Source organism: Pantoea sp. 1B4 (assembly GCF_016925765.1).
Taxonomy (GTDB): domain Bacteria; phylum Pseudomonadota; class Gammaproteobacteria; order Enterobacterales; family Enterobacteriaceae; genus Pantoea; species Pantoea agglomerans.
Genome location: NZ_JAEUWZ010000001.1, coordinates 2,895,232 through 2,911,680, shown reverse-complemented (window position 1 = coordinate 2,911,680; position 16,449 = coordinate 2,895,232). Strand labels below are relative to the sequence as shown.

Here is a 16,449-nt window from a genome sequence, read left to right as displayed (position 1 = left end):
CTCCAATCAGTTCCGCCTTTCCGGCATCGCATTTACAGGAGTTCTCATGAAAGCTGTTCGTTCCACGCTACTGATCGCCGCGGTTGTACTGAGCGGCTGTGCCAGTTCGGGTTCCGGCGCTGACAGCAGCCAGCAGGCAAGCTGGTGGAATCCGCTGACGTATCACTGGTCTTCGGCGCTGCCGTGGAACTGGTTCGGTTCCTCGCTGACCGCGACTGAACAGGGTGTGGGTGGGTTAACTGCCTCGACCGCCATGAAAGAGGACGCGATTAATGCCGGACTGAACGGTGACTATAATCTGCGTCAGGGCATGCGCAGCCAGAACGGTCAGGTGGTCTCTTTCTGGCAGGCGCTGGATGATGGCAACGTTAAGCTGGTGATTTACGGGCAGTCGCAGGTTGAACGTATTGAGGTCATGGACAGCGCAATCGCCAGCAGCGATGGCAGCAAAGTGGGTGATGTCTTCAGTAATAAGTTCAGCAAAGCCTTCGACAACTGCACCTTAGCCAGCGGCACCGATGCGCGTGACGTGGCATGCCGTGCGCCTGGCAGTCAGCATCTGACCTATGTTTATCATGGTGACTGGCATGGACCGGAGGGATTAATGCCCTCGGACGATACGCTGAAAAGCTGGAAAATCAGCAAGATTGTCTGGCAGCGTTAATCCCTCGTCTTCAGCGCGCCGCCCGTCAGGCGGCCGCTGAGCCTCCCAAACCTTTGCCGCCGCGCACGGCACGGGGTTCCTCCTCGCTATCGGCTTTTGCTGATTTCTGCATAAACAGTGCCGTCGTCTTATGCTTTTTTCGACTTTGAAATCATCAAACGATATATAAAACCGTTACTGGTTTTCACTGAGTTATAAATAAACTGGTGCCTCAGCGGGTGAGATCCGCATCAAACTTTTTCAGGGTGCCAAATGACATTACAAGCGATGAAAAAAATCGTGAGCGGTATCGCGTTGTCGCTGAGCCTGGCCGGCGCAGCCAATGCCACTGAACTCCTCAATAGCTCTTACGATGTTTCGCGGGAGCTGTTTGTCGCCCTGAATGCTCCCTTCGTTAAACAGTGGGATGCCAGCCATCCCAGCGATCCACTGACCATTAAGATGTCGCACGCCGGTTCATCGAAGCAGGCGCTGGCTATCCTGCAGGGACTGCGCGCGGATGTCGTCACGTACAATCAGGTTACGGATGTGCAGGTGCTGCACGATAAAGGCAACCTGATTGCCGCAGACTGGAAAAGCCGTCTGCCGAATAACAGCTCGCCTTTCTACTCCACCATGGCGTTTCTGGTGCGCAAAGGGAATCCAAAACAGATTCACGACTGGTCAGATTTAACCCGCAGTGATGTGAAGCTGATTTTCCCGAATCCGAAAACCTCCGGGAATGGCCGCTATACCTATCTGGCCGCCTGGGGCGCAGCGGATAAAGCGGACGGGGGCGATCAGGCCAAAACCCGTGCCTTTATGACGCAATTCCTGAAAAACGTTGAAGTGTTCGACACCGGCGGTCGCGGTGCGACCACGACCTTTGCTGAGCGTGGCCTGGGCGACGTATTAATTAGCTTTGAGTCCGAAGTGAATAACATCCGCAACCAGTACGGCAAAGATGAGTATGAAGTGGTGGTGCCGAAAACCAACATTCTGGCGGAGTTTCCGGTGGCATGGGTGGATAAAAACGTCGCCACCAATAAAACCGCTGATGCGGCCAGCGCTTATCTGAACTATCTCTATACACCTGAAGCGCAGAATATTATTACTCACTACTACTATCGCGTGAACAATGCACAGCTGATGGCGGAGCAGAAAGATCGCTTCCCGCAGACCAACCTGTTCCGGGTGGAAGAGGCGTTTGGCGGCTGGGATAAGGTGATGAAGACGCACTTCGTCAGCGGCGGTGAGCTTGATAAGTTGTTAGCGGCGGGGCGCGGATAATGTTTGCAGCCAGCCAGAAACGCGTGTTGCCCGGCTTTGGTCTCAGCCTCGGCACCAGTCTGCTCTTTACCTGTCTGATTCTGCTGCTGCCTATCAGCGCGGTGATCATGCAGCTGTCGCAGATGACGCTGCAACAGTACTGGGATGTGGTGACCAATCCGCAGCTGATTGCCGCCTATAAAGTAACGCTGCTCTCTGCAGGCGTCGCCTCACTGTTTAATGCGGTGTTCGGCATGCTGATGGCATGGATCCTGACCCGTTATCGTTTTCCGGGCCGGACGCTGCTGGATGGCCTGATGGATCTGCCGTTTGCACTGCCTACGGCGGTGGCGGGTCTGACCCTGGCCGGACTCTTTTCGGTCAACGGCTGGTATGGACAGTGGTTCGCTCAGTTCGACATCAAAATCTCTTACACCTGGATTGGTATCGCCATCGCCATGGCCTTTACCAGCATTCCGTTTGTGGTGCGTACCGTACAGCCGGTGCTGGAAGAGTTAGGCCCGGAGTATGAAGAGGCGGCCGAAACGCTGGGTGCCACGCCGTGGCAGAGCTTCCGCCGCGTCGTGTTGCCGGAAGTGGCACCGGCGCTGTTGGCCGGAACGGCGCTCTCCTTTACCCGCAGCCTGGGTGAATTTGGTGCGGTGATCTTTATTGCCGGTAACATCGCCTGGAAAACGGAAGTCACCTCGCTGATGATTTTTGTCCGGCTGCAGGAGTTCGACTATCCGGCGGCCAGCGCCATCGCCTCGGTGATCCTGGCGGCATCGCTGATTCTGTTATTTGCGATTAACACATTACAGAGCCGCTTTGGCCGTCGTCTGGGAGGTCACTAATGGCTGAGGTTTCACAGATTAATCACGCTGCACGTCAGCCAGTGAACTGGGGCAAGTGGCTGCTGATTAGTATCGGCGCGCTGATCTCGATTCTGCTGCTGGTGGTGCCGATGGCCTCCATCTTCTGGGAAGCGCTGAATCAGGGGCTCATTGTCGCCCTCAGCAATCTGGCGGATCCGGACATGCTGCATGCCATCTGGCTGACCGTGATGGTGGCGCTGATCACCGTACCGGTTAACCTGGTGTTCGGCACGCTGCTCGCCTGGCTGGTGACGCGCTTTACCTTTCCGGGGCGTCAGTTGCTGCTGACCCTGTTTGATATTCCTTTTGCCGTGTCGCCGGTCGTGGCCGGTCTGATGTATCTGCTGTTCTGGGGCGTTAATGGCCCGGCAGGCGGCTGGCTGGATGCGCATAACATCCAGATTATGTTTGCCTGGCCTGGCATGGTGCTGGCGACGGTGTTTGTGACCTGTCCGTTTGTGGTGCGCGAACTGGTCCCGGTGATGCTGAGTCAGGGCAGTCACGAAGATGAAGCGGCGGTGCTGCTGGGCGCCTCTGGCTGGCAGATGTTCCGCCGCGTAACGCTGCCGAACATTCGCTGGGCGCTGCTGTATGGCATTGTGCTGACCAACGCCCGTGCGATTGGTGAATTTGGTGCGGTCTCGGTGGTATCGGGATCGATTCGCGGTGAGACCTACACATTACCGCTTCAGGTTGAATTATTGCATCAGGATTACAACACCGTTGGCGCGTTTACCGCGGCCGCCCTGTTAACCCTGATGGCAATTGTGACACTGTTTCTGAAAAGCATTGTGCAGTGGCGTTTAGAGCAACAGCACAAACGCCTGCAACAGGAGGGAAATCATGAGCATTGAGATTAACAAGATCAACAAATCCTTTGGTCGCACATCGGTGCTGAACGATATCTCTCTGGATATTGCCTCGGGTGAAATGGTGGCGCTGCTTGGCCCATCAGGCTCGGGTAAAACCACGCTGCTGCGCATTATTGCCGGGCTGGAGCATCAGAACAGCGGTCACATCCGTTTTCATGGCAACGATGTCAGTCGCCTGCATGCGCGCGATCGTCAGGTCGGTTTTGTCTTCCAGCACTACGCGCTGTTCCGTCATATGACGGTATTCGACAACATCGCCTTTGGCCTGACCGTGCTGCCACGTCGTGAGCGTCCTTCAACGGCGGAGATTAAACAGCGTGTTACCCGTCTGCTGGAGATGGTGCAGCTGGCCCATCTGGCGAATCGCTTCCCGGCACAGCTGTCGGGCGGCCAGAAACAGCGTGTGGCCCTGGCGCGAGCGTTAGCGGTTGAACCGCAGATTCTGCTGCTGGACGAACCCTTTGGCGCGCTGGATGCTCAGGTGCGTAAAGAGCTGCGCCGCTGGCTGCGTCAGCTGCATGAAGAGCTGAAATTTACCAGCGTGTTTGTCACCCACGACCAGGAAGAGGCGATGGAAGTGGCGGATCGCGTGGTGGTGATGAGCCAGGGCAACATTGAACAGGTCGGCACGCCAGATGATGTGTGGCGCGATCCGGCGACCCGTTTTGTGCTGGAATTCCTGGGTGAAGTGAACCGCTTTGATGGCGAGATTCAGGGATCACAGTTCCACGTCGGCGCGCACCACTGGCCGCTGGGCTATACCTCGGCCCATCAGGGTGCGGTTGAGCTGTTCCTGCGTCCGTGGGAAATCGACGTATCACGCCGCAGCAGTCTGGAAACCCCGCTGCCGGTACAGGTACTGGAAGTGAGCCCGCGTGGACACTTCTGGCAACTGGTCGTCCAGCCTGCCGGCTGGCAGAGCGAGCCGGTTTCTGTGGTGTTTGAAGGTGAGCAGACAGCGCCGATTCGCGGCGAGCGTCTGTTTGTTGGCTTACAGCAGGCGCGTCTCTATAAGGGCGATACGCCACTGCGCGCAGTTGCCTTTGCACAAAGCGCCTGATATTTTCTCTTCAACACCGGGCGGGAGTGTCACTCCCGCCTTTTTTTCGCATCTGGTTTGTAAGATGCCAGGAACCGCACCGTGACGACTCTCGAAAATACCATCGGCAATACCCCGCTGATTAAGTTGCAGCGCCTGACGCCCGCCAACGGCAGCGAGGTCTGGCTCAAGCTGGAAGGCAATAATCCGGCAGGTTCGGTAAAAGATCGCGCGGCCTGGTCGATGATCAATCAGGCAGAGCTGCGTGGTGATATTGCACCTGGCGATCAGCTGATTGAAGCTACCAGCGGCAACACCGGGATTGCGCTGGCGATGATCGCGGCGATGAAAGGCTACCGACTTCGCCTGCTGATGCCCGACAACATGAGTCAGGAGCGGCAGGACGCGATGCGCGCCTATGGCGCAGAGTTAATCCTGGTGCCACGTGAACAGGGCATGGAGGGCGCACGCGATCTGGCCCAGGCGATGGCGGCGCGCGGTGAAGGCCGGGTGCTGGACCAGTTTAATAATCCCGATAATCCGCTGGGTCACTATCAGACCACCGGCCCGGAATTGTGGCAGCAGTCGAACCAGCGCATGACCCATTTTGTCTCCAGCATGGGCACCACCGGCACCATTACCGGCGTAGGACGATATCTGAAAGAGCTCAACACGGGCGTGCAGGTGATCGGTTTGCAGCCAAGCGAAGGCAGCAGTATTCCAGGCATTCGTCGCTGGCCGCTGGCCTATCTGCCGGGGATCTACCGTCCCGATCTGGTGGATGATGTGATAGATATGACGCAAAAGGAAGCGGAAGAGACGATGCGCGCGCTGGCACGCCGTGAAGGCATTTTCTGTGGCGTCAGTTCAGGCGGCGCGGTGGCGGGTGCGCTGCGCATTGCGCATGCCAATCCTGGCAGCGTGGTGGTGGCGATCGCCTGCGATCGCGGTGACCGTTATCTCTCTACCGGACTCTACCATCAGTAACTTCTGCTGATGCGGAATCAGGCCTGTGCGTGCATTTACTGCCCACAGGCCTTTTTTTAACCCCAATTTTCGGTGCCAGACAGACTGAATCTGTAAGGATCGCGTAAATCAGGCTGCGCGAATGTTCAGCACAGGACAAAATAGCGGCAATTCTCCAGAGAGATAACCATGAAAATTTTGCTTGTTGATGATGATGTTGAATTAGGCACGATGTTAAGCCAGTACCTGATCGGGGAAGGGTTTGATGCCCAGCTGGTTCTGACCGGCAGCGCCGGCGTGCAGGGCGCGTTATCGGGAGAGTTCACCGCCATGATCCTGGACATTATGCTGCCCGACATGAGCGGCATTGATGTGTTGCGTCAGGTGCGCCAGAACAGCCGGATACCGGTCATTATGCTGACCGCCAAAGGCGATAATATTGATCGCGTGATCGGTCTGGAGATGGGCGCGGATGACTATATGCCCAAGCCCTGCTATCCCCGTGAGCTGGTGGCGCGGCTGCGCGCCGTATTACGCCGTTTCGAAGAGCAGGCGCCGCAGCCAGACGCCAGAGAGCCGCTGCGCTGGGGAGAGCTGATGCTTAATCCCGCCACCCGCATAAGCGAATGGCAGGGTAAAACCTTTGATTTGACGGCGTCGGAATTTAATCTGCTGGATCTGCTGCTGCGTGCGCCGGACAGAGTGGTGTCAAAAGATGAGCTCTCCGAAAAGGGACTCGGTCGTCCGCGTGAAGCCTATGACCGCAGCGTCGATGTGCATATCAGTAACATTCGTCAGAAGCTCAGTGCATTAACCGCTGACAGCATCAACATCGAAACCGTTCGCAGCATCGGCTACCGTATTCGATGAAGCAGAGTTACCGTGGACGCATGTTCTGGAAGATCTTTATCGGCTTCTGGATCGTTTTCGTCATTATGAGCCAGCTTATCTGGCTCGGCTTTACGCTCTCCGGTAAACGGCATGAACCGCCTGAACTCGTGGCTATCCGTCGTATTGTGGATCTGCAGATGACCTCCGCCGCGTCCGTGCTGGAGCGGGGCGGGCCTGACGCGCTGAATGCGATGCTCTCGGACTGGGATAACAGCGATCGGCAGTTCTTCCACGTCACCCAACAGACAAAGCCGTCCCAATCAGAAAACATCGGCAACCTGGATATCAGAGGGCGCTTTCCTGAAGAGGTGGTGCGCTGGGTTCGCGGCGCGGATGGCAAAGCCTATCAGCTGCGCTACGACCTGGATGGCATGCGTAAAGACAGCACGCTGAACATGATGCCGCGCAAATTTCTGAATATTCCTGAGCCGATGTTTGTCTTCGCCGGCTCGGTGGGATTGCTGTTCAGTCTGCTGCTGGCCTGGAATCTGACGCGACCTATGCGTCAGCTGCGGGAAGGATTTTCCCGCGTGGCTGAGGGCGATTTAAGCGTGCGGCTGTTTCCGATCATGCGTAAGCGCCACGACGAGATCTCAAACGTCGCTGAAGCCTTTGACGCCATGGTCGAGCGGCTCGATACCCTGGTGCGCGCCCGTGAAGAACTGTTGCATGATATCTCACATGAGCTTCGTTCACCGCTGGCGCGACTGCAGCTGGCGACCGGGCTGGCCAGACAGACGCCAGAAAGTGTGAACAGTTCGCTTGATCGCATTGATGAAGAGGCGCGTCGGCTGGACAAGATGATCGGTGAACTGCTGACACTGTCGCGGGCTGAGCATGAAAGCATCCCGGATGAGCAATATTTTGATCTGACCGGCTTGCTGCAGGCGGTTATTACCGATGTCCGTTATGAAGCGCAGATCCCAGGCGTGCAGGTAGAGTTGCAGGTCGACGATCGCGCTGATTACACCGTGCGAGGCAATGCAGAGCTGATACGGCGCGGAGCAGAGAATGTATTACGCAATGCGCTGCGCTTCTCTCAGCCAGGGCAGCGGATTGATGTTCATCTGCGCGCAGAACAGCAGTGGCTGGTGATTCAGGTGCGCGATCAGGGGCCGGGTGTCGATGAGGATAAGCTCTCCAGCATCTTTGACCCGTTTGTGCGGGTGAATTCGCCGCTGATGGGCAAAGGTTATGGTCTGGGACTGGCTATCGTGCGCAAGGTGGTGCTGGCGCATCATGGTGAGGTTGAGGCAAGAAACCGGCCAGAAGGCGGACTGGAACTGACGCTGCGTCTGCCGCACTGGCAGCCCTGAACAGGCATACAGCAGAAACGATAACGGCACCCGCGGGTGCCGTTATGTTATGAACGAATGCTTACTTTCTGATGCGAATCACCGGCGTTTCGCCGACGGTGACCTGGCCAGTCAGCTTAATCAATTCCTTGATTTCATCCATGTTGGAGATGACAACCGGTGTCAGGGTTGATTTCGCTTTCTCTTCCAGCAACGGCAGGTCGAACTCGATAACCACGTCGCCTTTTTTGACCTTCTGGCCTTCTTCAGCGATGCGTTTGAAGCCTTCACCTTTCAGTTCAACCGTATCGATACCGAAGTGGACAAACAGCTCAATGCCATTGTCTGATTCGATCGAAAAAGCGTGATTGGTTTCAAAAATCTTACCGATAGTGCCATCAACAGGAGCAACCATTTTGTTGCCGCTGGGCTTGATCGCAATACCGTCGCCCACGATTTTTTCTGCAAACACCACATCTGGTACGTCTTCAATGTTCACGATTTCGCCTGACAGAGGCGCTACGATGTCAATTGTCCCAGCGCTATCCGTTTTTTCGCCAAAAAAGTTTAGAAAACAAACCCATGATCTTCTCCTAAGCAGTAATTTGGGGCCAGCATCATGCGGATTAGCAGAGCGTTTTTTCCTTAATGAACTTGTTTACCAGGTTCATTAAATCTTCCGCTGTCGGTTGAGCCAGTGCCTGCTCCGCCAATGCCTTCGCATCTTCAAAATTAGTATTACGAATGATTTTCTTGATGCCAGGGATAGAAATGGCACTCATGCTGAACTCGTCCAGCCCCATTCCCAGTAACAGTAGTGTAGCACGTTCATCACCTGCCAGCTCACCACACATGCCGGTCCATTTACCTTCAGCGTGAGATGCATCAATGACTTGCTTGATTAAGTTAAGCACAGACGGCGCCATTGGGTTGTACAGGTGCGAGATCAAATCATTACCACGATCGACCGCCAGAGTATACTGCGTCAGATCGTTTGTCCCAATACTGAAGAAGTCGACTTCCTTCGCCAGATGATGAGCAATCACGGCTGAAGCCGGGGTTTCCACCATGATGCCGACTTCGATGCTCTCATCAAAGGCTTTACCTTCTTCACGCAACTGCGCTTTCAGCAGTTCCAGTTCCGCTTTCAGGCTGCGTACTTCTTCAACCGAAATAATCATCGGGAACATGATGCGCAGTTTACCGAAAGAGGAGGCGCGCAGAATGGCACGCAGCTGCGCATGCAGAATCTCTTTGCGGTCCATGGCGATACGGATAGCACGCCAGCCGAGGAACGGGTTCTCTTCTTTTGGCAGGTTCATGTAAGGCAGGTCTTTGTCGCCGCCGATGTCCATGGTACGCACGATAACGGCCTGTGAACCCATGGCTTCAGCGACGGCTTTATACGCCTGGAACTGCTCCTCTTCGCTTGGCAGTGAGTCACGATCCATAAACAGGAATTCGGTGCGGTAGAGACCCACGCCTTCAGCGCCGTTACGTTCAGCACCGGCGATATCGCGCACAGTACCGATGTTGGCGCAGACTTCAACCTGATGACCATCCAGCGTAACGGCTGGCAGATCTTTCAGCTTAGCTAATTCATGTTTTTCCGACAGATACTGGTTCTGTACGGCTTTCAGCTCTTCCTGAATCGCTTCTGAAGGATTGACGTGAATCGCATTGTTAACGCCATCCAGAATCAGGAAATCGCCATTTTTAACCGTGACGGTCACATTGCCGGTACCGACAATGGCTGGGATCTCCAGCGAGCGCGCCATGATTGAGGTATGTGAGGTACGGCCACCCAGATCGGTGATAAAGCCCAGCACCTTCTTCAGGTTCAGCTGTGCAGTTTCTGACGGCGTTAAATCTTTTGCCACCAGAATGGATTCGTCCGGAATAGCGCTCAGGTCAACGATATGCAGACCGAGGATGTTTTGCAGCAGACGCTTACCGATGTCACGTACGTCAGCCGCACGCTCTTTCAGATATTCGTCATCTAACTCCTCCAGTGCTTTCGCCTGGCCATCGATAACCGAGTAAGCAGCAGCATCGGCAGAAGCGTGATCTTTTTTTGATCAGGTCGATGATTTCCTGCTCCAGCTCTTCATCTTCCAGCAACATAATGTGGCCTTCGAAGATTGCTGCTTTCTCTTCACCGAGGGTTTCACCCGCTTTGACGCGAATCGCTTCCAGTTGTAATGCCGCTTTGCTGCGGCCATCGAGGAAGCGCTGAACTTCCTGCTCAACCTGGTCATCAGAAATTTTCTTGCGGTTGATGACGATCTCGTCTTCTTTCAGCAGCAGTGCTTTGCCGAAAGCGATACCTGGTGATGCTAAAATGCCTGAAATCATAACGCTACCTTTTAATCACGATGGCTGATGGGACTCTGTGCGGTGCCATTGTCGCGGGACACGTACTCTACGAAAGCAATAACGCGGACAGGTTGTCCGCGATCAAGATGTTTGCACTCAATGGCGCAGAGGAGTCGATTTGCTGGAGAGCTGAGCGGAGATTACTCCAGTTCAGCCATCAGTTTGACCAGATGCTCAACTGCTTTCTGCTCGTCTTCACCTTCCGCGGAAAGGGTCACAACCGTTCCCTGGGTTAAACCCAGTGTCTGCAGCTTGAACAGGCTCTTCGCGCTCGCTGATTTACCGTTAGAGGTCACGGTAATTTCTGACTGGAAAGCTTTGGCTTCTTTAACGAATTGCGCAGCTGGGCGAGTGTGCAGACCGTTTGGTGCAGTAATGGTAACTTCTTGCTGGAACATTCTATTTCCCCAACGTTATCAGGATGAGTGTTATGGATCTAAAGTCTAGCCTGGAGCCTTTACTTTAGCCTGTGTAGGTGCGCGGGTATAGCTTCATGCTGACCAAAGACGCGCATGCGTCAAATCTACAGTCCGTTGCGTCTCAAAACCGATTCTACACGTCACCGGTTAATTATGCCGTGATTCGCCGTTTCACTGAATCCGTAAATCGATTCAGCTTGATCCACTTCAAACGCGGATTAATTTCAGGCATCGAAATAATTGGCAGTCTAAATACCAGAGCGGCGTCACTGAAATCAATCTGCCGGGTGATGAAAGTGAGATCTGCACCACAAAAAAAGCACCCGATTGGGTGCTTTTTTCTCCATTTTCGGACTATCGGCCTCTGCTACTGAAGCTCTTTTTCAGTGAAGAGATCGGCAAACAAAGCGGTACTCAGATAGCGTTCACCGGAGGAGGGGAGGATCACCACAATATTTTTGTTGGCGAAGGCTTCATCTTCCTGCAGCTTCAGCGCCGCGGCAACGGCAGCGCCGGATGAGATACCGGCCAGAATACCTTCCTCTTCCATCAGCCGACGCGCCGTACTGATCGCCTCTTCATTGGTGATGGCCACGACGCGGTCCACCAGATTCAGCTCAAGGTTGCCCGGGATAAAGCCTGCGCCGATACCCTGAATTTTGTGTGGGCCGGGCTTGATCTCATCGCCCGCCAGCGCCTGAGCAATCACCGGGGAATCGGTCGGCTCAACCGCGACGGTAATCAGATCTTTTTTGCCTTTGGTGTTTTTGATGTAGCGGCTGACGCCGGTCAGCGTACCGCCGGTGCCGACACCGGCAATAAAGACATCCACTTCGCCGTCCGTGTCTTCCCAGATTTCCGGGCCGGTGGTCTTTTCATGGATTTCCGGGTTGGCCGGGTTGCTGAACTGCTGCAGCAGCACATATTTATCCGGATTGCTGGCAACAACCTCTTCAGCTTTGCTGATGGCACCTTTCATGCCTTTGGTGCCTTCGGTTAGTATCAGCGTCGCGCCCAGCGCCTTCAGCAATTTACGGCGCTCAACTGACATGGTTTCTGGCATCGTCAGCGTTAATTTATAACCGCGCGCTGCGGCGACATAGGCCAGAGCAATACCGGTGTTGCCGCTGGTCGGTTCAACCAGTTCAACACCCGGTTTCAGAATACCGCGTTTTTCTGCGTCCCAAATCATATTGGCACCGATACGGCATTTTACGCTGAAGCTCGGGTTACGGGATTCAACTTTCGCAAGGATGCGGCCGTTACCGATGCGGTTCAGTCGAACCAATGGCGTATGACCAATTGTCAAAGAGTTGTCTTCATAGATCTTACTCATAGCCTGTCCTTAACTGTATGAATTATTGGGAACCCTATGAGCATACCTTTTCTGCCTGGTGGCGGAAGGAAAGAAATCGTATATCTATATGTCGCCCGGCAATAAGCCCTGCTAAAAAGAGCATAAGGCGCGCTGATGAATTTAACGCAACTCATGACGTGCCAGCGTTGACCGGTAGCGATCGACCCACATGGCGGTGGCACCGCAGACGGCAACCGGCATGATCACCAGGTTCAGAACCGGGATCATGGTGAACAGACTGATTAGCGCGCCAAACTGCATATTGGCCGTTTTGTGTTGACGCAGGGCGTTGCGCATCTGCTGAAACGGCACTTTGTGGTTATCGAACGGATAGTCGCAATACTGGATGGACAACATCCAGGCGCTGAACAGGAACCACAGCACCGGCGCAACGGTCTGGCCAAAGCCAGGAATAAAGTAGAGCAGCAGCAGTCCCAGCGCGCGGGGCAGGTAATAACCCAGTTTTTGCAGTTCGCGCTTCATAATGCGCGGCACATCCTTGATCATTCCAGCCCAGCCGCTGTCCGGCAGAGGCTTGCCTGTCAGGCGGCCTTCCAGCTGCTCGGCCAGCAGGCCGCAAAACGGAGCGGCAATTAAGTTTGCCAGGGTCGAAAAGAAGTAGCTAAACACCAGCACAATCGCAATCACCGACAGCGGCCATAACAGATAGCTCAGCCACTGCAGCCAGTCCGGAATATGGGCCATCAGCCGCGGGATCCAGTCACCGAGACGATAGAACAGCCAGATGAAAGCGCCACCCAGCATCACGATATTGATCAGCAACGGCATCACCACAAAGCGGCGAATGCCAGGCAGACGTACCAGTTTCCAGCCCTGGCTAAAGTAGTGCATGCCGTTAAAATTTGAGACGGAATTCTCAAGGGCCATAAAGCCAGTTCTCCTGAAGATGTTAAGGCGCGCCCACTATAACCTGGCTTTTTCTCCAGGCCAGGTGCCGTTTGGGTAAAAAAAACAGCGAAAAAGCGTGGGTTGCCTATCTTATTTGTCAGAAAATAGTGCACAGACTTGCACTTGTGTAGCAGGGCAAATACAGTTAGAGGATAAAGTTTGCCGCGGTGGCAAGGTATTGGAACAACAGAGAATACAATGATGCAGGATTTGCGTCTGATATTAATCGTTGTTGGCGCGATCGCCATTATAGCGCTCCTTCTTCACGGGCTGTGGACCAGCCGTAAAGAGCGTTCGTCAGTGTTCCGCGATCGCCCGCACAAACGTCTAAAACAACGTGATGAAAATGATGAGCAGGACCTGATTGACGACGAGGATGATGGCGTCGGCGAGGTTCGCGTTCGTTCTGATCGCAACGTACATCAGGAACCGCGTTTCGATGAGATTCGCGAGCCACAGCCAGAAGCGCCGCGTAAGCCTGCGCCCGCTGAGCCTGTGCGTCAGCCTGCGCCACGACCCGCACCGCAACCCGAACCTGAAAGCGACCCGCTTTTTAACACGGCACCGCAGCCTGCTCCGCAGTCGCGCCCTGAACCGGTTCGTCAGCAGCCCGCACCCACTTTTGTCGCGCCGCCCGTTCAGGCCGACCCGCTGCTGGATCTCGATCCGCTGGAATCTGTACAGCCTGCACCGCAGTACCAGGCAGAACCTGAGCCGCAGCCTGAAGTGACACCGGCTCCCGCGCCGGCACAGCCTGCTGCTAAAGCGCCAGCGGAAAAACCGAAAGAAGCGGTGCTGGTGCTGCATGTTGCCGCACACTCGGGCGGTGAACTGAACGGTGAGGCCCTACTGCAGGGTATTCTCCAGGCGGGCTTCCAGTTTGGTGAAATGAACATTTTCCATCGTCATCTCAGTCCGGCTGGCAGCGGCCCGGTATTGTTCAGTCTGGCCAATATGGTTAAGCCGGGCTCGTTCAATCCTGACCTGATGACCGATTTCAGCACGCCTGGCATCTCTATCTTTATGATGGTGCCTTCTTATGGCGATGCGAATCAGAACTTCAAGCTGATGCTGCAGTCGGCTCAGCGTATCGCTGATGATGTAGGTGGCGTGGTGCTGGATGATGAGCGTCGCATGATGACGCCACAGAAGCTGGAAACTTACAAAGCGCGTATCCGCGATGTGGTTGGCGTCTGAGACCTGCGCTAAACGCTATCTGAATTGTTAAAAACAAACCCCCCGCCTGTCGGGGGGTTTTTTATCTGATGGGGCTTTATGAAATCCGTCCAGGATCACATCACCGAACTGCGCACCACGTTGCGCCATCATGAATATCTCTATCACGTTATGGATGCGCCGGAAGTGCCGGATGCTGAATACGATCGTCTGATGCGCGAACTGCGTCAGCTGGAGGAGGAACACCCGGATCTCATTACGCCAGACTCGCCGACACAACGCGTGGGTGCCGCGCCGCTGACGGTCTTCGAGCAGGTGCGCCATGAAGTCCCGATGCTGTCGCTGGATAACGCCTTTGATGAAGCCACGTTTATGGCTTTCAACAAGCGGGTGCAGGATCGCCTGAAAAGCAGTGACGACATAACCTACTGCTGTGAACTCAAGCTCGATGGCGCTGCGGTCAGCCTGATGTATGAAAATGGTCTGCTGGTCCAGGCCGCAACGCGCGGTGACGGCACAACCGGCGAGAACATTACCGCCAATGTCCGCACCATTCGCGCTATCCCGCTGCGGCTTAAAGGCGACAACATTCCGGCACGGCTGGAAGTGCGTGGCGAAATATTTATGACGCAGCGCGGCTTTGAAAAGCTGAATGAGGAAGCACGCCGGACTGATGGCAAAGTCTTTGCTAATCCGCGCAATGCAGCAGCCGGTTCTCTGCGTCAGCTGGATCCGCGCATTACCGCCAAACGTCCGCTGACCTTCTTCTGCTACGGTTTTGGCCTGCTGGAAGGCGGTGAGATGCCGCACAGTCACATGGGGCGTCTGCAACAGTTTAAAGCCTGGGGCCTGCCGGTCAGCGACCGCATTAAGCTGGTGCACAACGCAGAAGAAGCCCTGGCCTTCTATCGTGATATTGAACAACAGCGTCCGAATCTGGGTTTTGATATTGATGGCGTGGTGATCAAAGTCGATTCACAGGAACTGCAGGAAAAGCTGGGCTTTGTGGCGCGTGCGCCGCGCTGGGCGATTGCCTTTAAATTCCCGGCACAGGAACAACTGACCTGGGTGCGGGACGTCGAATTTCAGGTTGGTCGCACCGGGGCTATCACACCGGTGGCTCGCCTGGAGCCGGTGCAGGTCGCGGGCGTGATTGTCAGCAATGCCACGCTGCATAATGCGGATGAAATCGAGCGGCTGGGATTACGCATCGGGGATCGGGTCGTTATTCGCCGCGCCGGTGATGTGATCCCGCAGGTGGTCAACGTGGTGATGGCCGAGCGCCCTGAACAGACGCGTGAAGTCCTGTTCCCGGCACACTGTCCAGTCTGTGGTTCCGAGGTTGAACGGGTCGAAGGGGAATCGGTCACGCGCTGCACGGGCGGTTTAATCTGCGGTGCTCAGCGCAAAGAGGCGCTGAAGCATTTTGTCTCGCGCCGGGCACTGGATGTTGATGGCATGGGCGATAAGATTATCGACCAGCTGGTGGAGAAAGAGTACGTCAACACGCCAGCGGATCTGTTCCGTCTCACGGCGGGCAAACTGACCGGACTGGATCGCATGGGGCCGAAATCGGCGCAAAACGTTGTCGACGCGCTGGAGAAAGCGAAATCGACTACGCTGGCGCGATTCCTCTATGCACTGGGCATTCGTGAAGTAGGTGAAGCCACCGCTGCTAATCTGGCTAACCATTTTGGTGAGTTGCAGAAGGTCATGGATGCCGATCTTGAGGCGCTGATTGCGGTGCCGGATGTCGGCAAAGTCGTTGCGGCACACGTGCGCAACTTCATGGAAGAGGAAAGCAACCGTGAGGTTATCCGCCAGCTGGTCGAGGATATCGGTATTCACTGGCCGCAGGTGGTGGTGGTGAGAGCCGAAGAGATCGACAGTCCGTTCGCGGGTAAAACGGTGGTGCTGACTGGCTCACTGTCGCAGATGAACCGCGATGATGCCAAAGCGCAGCTGATCGCGCTGGGCGCAAAAGTCAGCGGCAGTGTCTCAAAGAAAACTGATTTGCTGATTGCCGGTGAAGCGGCTGGTTCAAAGCTGGCGAAAGCAGCGGAGCTTGGCATTGAAGTGATTGATGAAGCGGAAATGATCCGCCTGCTGGGAGCCTCAGATGGATGAACATCAGCTGGTGGCGATAGCCAATACGCCTATGCCGTTTGGCAAATATAAGGGGCGGATGCTGATCGATCTGCCTGAGCCTTATCTGCTGTGGTTTGCCCGCAGTGGGGACTTTCCGTCTGGTCTGCTGGGCGATCTCATGCAACTCACCCTGACAATAAAAATTGAGGGTCTGGAAGGGTTAGTTAAACCGCTTCAGACCCGCAAGTAACGCTGCCCGCCCAGGCGGGCAGCC

Annotated in this window: 15 protein-coding genes and 1 pseudogene; 11 read left to right on the top strand and 5 right to left on the bottom strand. The window is 55.2% G+C overall.

What is annotated here, in order from left to right; translation table 11 throughout:
* Window positions 1–46 precede the first annotated feature (46 nt).
* From JNO11_RS14025 to JNO11_RS13990, 8 genes are all read left to right on the top strand, one after another.
* Window positions 47–664, top strand: coding sequence for an RpoE-regulated lipoprotein (locus JNO11_RS14025; RefSeq protein ID WP_061901213.1), 618 nt, complete (start codon window positions 47–49; stop codon window positions 662–664).
* Between the two features lie 252 nt (window positions 665–916).
* Window positions 917–1,933, top strand: a complete 1,017-nt coding sequence (locus tag JNO11_RS14020; protein WP_033772378.1) for a sulfate ABC transporter substrate-binding protein — start codon at window positions 917–919, stop codon at window positions 1,931–1,933.
* Window positions 1,933–2,766, top strand: coding sequence for a sulfate/thiosulfate ABC transporter permease CysT (gene cysT, locus JNO11_RS14015; protein WP_010259932.1), 834 nt, complete (start codon window positions 1,933–1,935; stop codon window positions 2,764–2,766). The genes JNO11_RS14020 and cysT overlap by 1 nt, the downstream gene beginning before the upstream one ends.
* A complete protein-coding gene (gene cysW / locus JNO11_RS14010; protein WP_010259929.1) occupies window positions 2,766–3,641 on the top strand; it encodes a sulfate/thiosulfate ABC transporter permease CysW in 876 nt (291 codons plus the stop codon). The genes cysT and cysW overlap by 1 nt, the downstream gene beginning before the upstream one ends.
* Complete coding sequence (gene cysA, locus JNO11_RS14005) at window positions 3,631–4,719, top strand: sulfate/thiosulfate ABC transporter ATP-binding protein CysA (RefSeq protein ID WP_010259925.1); 1,089 nt, start codon at window positions 3,631–3,633, stop codon at window positions 4,717–4,719. The genes cysW and cysA overlap by 11 nt, the downstream gene beginning before the upstream one ends.
* An 81-nt stretch (window positions 4,720–4,800) precedes the next feature.
* Window positions 4,801–5,685: a cysteine synthase CysM gene (gene cysM, locus JNO11_RS14000; RefSeq protein ID WP_325177433.1), complete on the top strand. Its 885-nt coding sequence runs from the start codon at window positions 4,801–4,803 to the stop codon at window positions 5,683–5,685.
* A gap of 168 nt (window positions 5,686–5,853) precedes the next feature.
* Window positions 5,854–6,534, top strand: coding sequence for a response regulator transcription factor (locus JNO11_RS13995; protein WP_010671364.1), 681 nt, complete (start codon window positions 5,854–5,856; stop codon window positions 6,532–6,534).
* Window positions 6,531–7,871 (top strand): ATP-binding protein, encoded by a 1,341-nt coding sequence (locus JNO11_RS13990; RefSeq protein WP_325177432.1) that lies wholly within the window; start codon window positions 6,531–6,533, stop codon window positions 7,869–7,871. The genes JNO11_RS13995 and JNO11_RS13990 overlap by 4 nt, the downstream gene beginning before the upstream one ends.
* A gap of 61 nt (window positions 7,872–7,932) precedes the next feature.
* Here the strand turns inward: JNO11_RS13990 and crr are convergent, their stop codons facing one another.
* The 5 genes and pseudogenes from crr to cysZ all read right to left on the bottom strand — a co-directional run bounded on the left by crr (window position 7,933) and on the right by cysZ (window position 12,890).
* The gene (gene crr / locus JNO11_RS13985; protein ID WP_325177675.1) at window positions 7,933–8,382 is read right to left on the bottom strand and encodes a PTS glucose transporter subunit IIA; all 450 of its coding nucleotides are present in this window, start codon (window positions 8,380–8,382) and stop codon (window positions 7,933–7,935) included.
* A gap of 94 nt (window positions 8,383–8,476) precedes the next feature.
* A pseudogene (gene ptsI / locus JNO11_RS13980) lies at window positions 8,477–10,205 on the bottom strand (phosphoenolpyruvate-protein phosphotransferase PtsI).
* A 161-nt stretch (window positions 10,206–10,366) separates the two neighbouring features.
* A complete protein-coding gene (ptsH, locus tag JNO11_RS13975; RefSeq protein ID WP_003848868.1) occupies window positions 10,367–10,624 on the bottom strand; it encodes a phosphocarrier protein Hpr in 258 nt (85 codons plus the stop codon).
* Between the two features lie 388 nt (window positions 10,625–11,012).
* Entirely contained in the window at window positions 11,013–11,981 is a 969-nt protein-coding gene (cysK, locus tag JNO11_RS13970; protein WP_010671366.1) for a cysteine synthase A, read from the bottom strand.
* A 141-nt stretch (window positions 11,982–12,122) separates the two neighbouring features.
* Window positions 12,123–12,890, bottom strand: a complete 768-nt coding sequence (gene cysZ / locus JNO11_RS13965; protein WP_033788115.1) for a sulfate transporter CysZ — start codon at window positions 12,888–12,890, stop codon at window positions 12,123–12,125.
* Window positions 12,891–13,109: 219 nt separating this feature from the next.
* On the opposite strand from cysZ, the gene zipA reads away from it, so the two are divergent.
* The 3 genes from zipA (at window position 13,110) to JNO11_RS13950 (ending at window position 16,425) form a co-directional block, all read left to right on the top strand.
* Entirely contained in the window at window positions 13,110–14,108 is a 999-nt protein-coding gene (gene zipA / locus JNO11_RS13960) for a cell division protein ZipA (protein ID WP_022624162.1), read from the top strand.
* Between the two features lie 78 nt (window positions 14,109–14,186).
* Entirely contained in the window at window positions 14,187–16,214 is a 2,028-nt protein-coding gene (gene ligA, locus JNO11_RS13955; protein WP_010259887.1) for an NAD-dependent DNA ligase LigA, read from the top strand.
* A complete protein-coding gene (locus tag JNO11_RS13950) occupies window positions 16,207–16,425 on the top strand; it encodes a DUF3820 family protein (RefSeq protein WP_003848878.1) in 219 nt (72 codons plus the stop codon). The genes ligA and JNO11_RS13950 overlap by 8 nt, the downstream gene beginning before the upstream one ends.
* The last annotated feature ends 24 nt before the right edge of the window (window positions 16,426–16,449 follow it).

What these genes read in the sequence shown, in the direction of transcription:
- zipA (WP_022624162.1), top strand. Translation starts at nt 13,110, where the DNA reads ATGATGCAGGATTTGCGTCTGATATTAATCGTTGTTGGCGCGATCGCC.
- ptsH (WP_003848868.1), bottom strand. Translation starts at nt 10,624, where the DNA reads ATGTTCCAGCAAGAAGTTACCATTACTGCACCAAACGGTCTGCACACT.
- cysZ (WP_033788115.1), bottom strand. Translation starts at nt 12,890, where the DNA reads ATGGCCCTTGAGAATTCCGTCTCAAATTTTAACGGCATGCACTACTTT.
- JNO11_RS14025 (WP_061901213.1), top strand. Translation starts at nt 47, where the DNA reads ATGAAAGCTGTTCGTTCCACGCTACTGATCGCCGCGGTTGTACTGAGC.
- JNO11_RS13990 (WP_325177432.1), top strand. Translation starts at nt 6,531, where the DNA reads ATGAAGCAGAGTTACCGTGGACGCATGTTCTGGAAGATCTTTATCGGC.
- cysW (WP_010259929.1), top strand. Translation starts at nt 2,766, where the DNA reads ATGGCTGAGGTTTCACAGATTAATCACGCTGCACGTCAGCCAGTGAAC.
- JNO11_RS13995 (WP_010671364.1), top strand. Translation starts at nt 5,854, where the DNA reads ATGAAAATTTTGCTTGTTGATGATGATGTTGAATTAGGCACGATGTTA.
- cysT (WP_010259932.1), top strand. Translation starts at nt 1,933, where the DNA reads ATGTTTGCAGCCAGCCAGAAACGCGTGTTGCCCGGCTTTGGTCTCAGC.
- cysA (WP_010259925.1), top strand. Translation starts at nt 3,631, where the DNA reads ATGAGCATTGAGATTAACAAGATCAACAAATCCTTTGGTCGCACATCG.
- JNO11_RS13950 (WP_003848878.1), top strand. Translation starts at nt 16,207, where the DNA reads ATGGATGAACATCAGCTGGTGGCGATAGCCAATACGCCTATGCCGTTT.
- ligA (WP_010259887.1), top strand. Translation starts at nt 14,187, where the DNA reads ATGAAATCCGTCCAGGATCACATCACCGAACTGCGCACCACGTTGCGC.
- JNO11_RS14020 (WP_033772378.1), top strand. Translation starts at nt 917, where the DNA reads ATGACATTACAAGCGATGAAAAAAATCGTGAGCGGTATCGCGTTGTCG.
- cysK (WP_010671366.1), bottom strand. Translation starts at nt 11,981, where the DNA reads ATGAGTAAGATCTATGAAGACAACTCTTTGACAATTGGTCATACGCCA.